The organism is Paenibacillus sp. 01T422, from assembly GCF_056398785.1.
Window position 1 is genome coordinate 1 of sequence record NZ_JBFTQB010001221.1, and the last position, 1,442, is coordinate 1,442.

Sequence of the window (1,442 nt, forward strand, 5' to 3'; positions counted from 1 at the left end):
AGCATGTTTTCACCGAAAAAGGCGTCCATTTGTCTTCTAAGAAATGAATTCACCTATTGTGAAAAGTGTTTAAGTTTTGGATACCACAGTCTATTACATCAGTTTTGTTTCTTAAATCAATGTCCTTATCATTTGTGTGAATTAAGTCATACTTGTAGCAATTGTGGTACGTCACTAAATTTCGAACTATTCAATCAGCCTAGAGCAGGTGGTTTTATTTGTAATTGCACAAAAAAAATAATAGATTATAAGTTTTCATCCTTTACAGAATGGAGCTTTAATCTACCATTAAAAAATGAATTATTAATTAAGTGGTTGAATACAGATTTTACTGCCTCATCTAAAATAGACAGCACTTACATATACCTTCCAGCACTAATAAATAAACCACAAGCCATGAAATTTATTTTGGAATTTTATAATTCAACCATTATATGAATTTGCCTTCTACCCTATACAATTATAAAAAATATGAATTACAGATTACTACTCATTACTCTCAGTAACCCTAACTAATTTAAAATTTTTCACGATACTTCTACTATCTTTATTAGAAAGAACGTCAAGAATTTTACCTGCAAAAAAAGCTACTGTTACGAATTCAATTACTTTAGTAATCAACATATGAACACTTTGTATGATTTTCCCTAAGTAATTGCTTGCAACAACCTCTTTTTGAAACTCTTCCATACAACTGTTCATTGGTAATGAATACGCAATATATATAGGGAAGAAAAGTATATCTGAATCTTGTAGGTAGTGCTTTTGCGGATTTAAACATTTATTTTCATTTTGCTCTACTGATGCATGATGCTCAATGATATAAGCATTCTGATTGTCTAAGCTAGAATACCAAATACCACAAACGTAATGAGGAAGTAGTAAACATGTTACAAGTAACATGAGCATCCATATTAAATTATTTTGATTTGGCTTATCCCTTTGATAACTCTTTATTGCTTCCATAGCTAATCTATAAACAACAAAAAGGTAAAGTAATAAAACGAAACCATAAGTGATGCATTGCATGACTAATATATGTGGAAACTGATCTTTGTTAAATAAAATGTTAATTTGAAAAACAATAAGTGTAATAGATGCTAATATAACAAACTCAAGAAATAAAGTAACTAATATTAATTTAGGAAAACTCTTCAATACGACTTTAAATAATATATTAATGCCTAAAGGGAATACAAGAGATATCAGAACAGTCAAAAAAAACAAAAAAATTTCCACTGGCGTCAAAAATATAAAGCATAAAAGAATTAAAGTCATGATTACCGTTGAGACAAATATAAACATTTTACTCGTTATTATTCTCTGTTTCTCTACTAGCAGTAAGTATGAAAAAAATATAATAAAGACGTATATAATTAATTTCCCGAGATATCCCAAGTTACTATATGAAATTAATATCAGCCAGCTGTTAACTACTAATA

1 protein-coding gene is annotated in these 1,442 nt (G+C 28.6%); it reads right to left on the reverse strand.

Annotated features, from left to right (window positions below; all coding sequences use genetic code 11):
* Window positions 1–486 precede the first annotated feature (486 nt).
* The coding region (locus AC1DUA_RS37385) for a hypothetical protein (protein WP_477504535.1) at window positions 487–1,442 on the reverse strand (956 nt) is incomplete at its 5' end.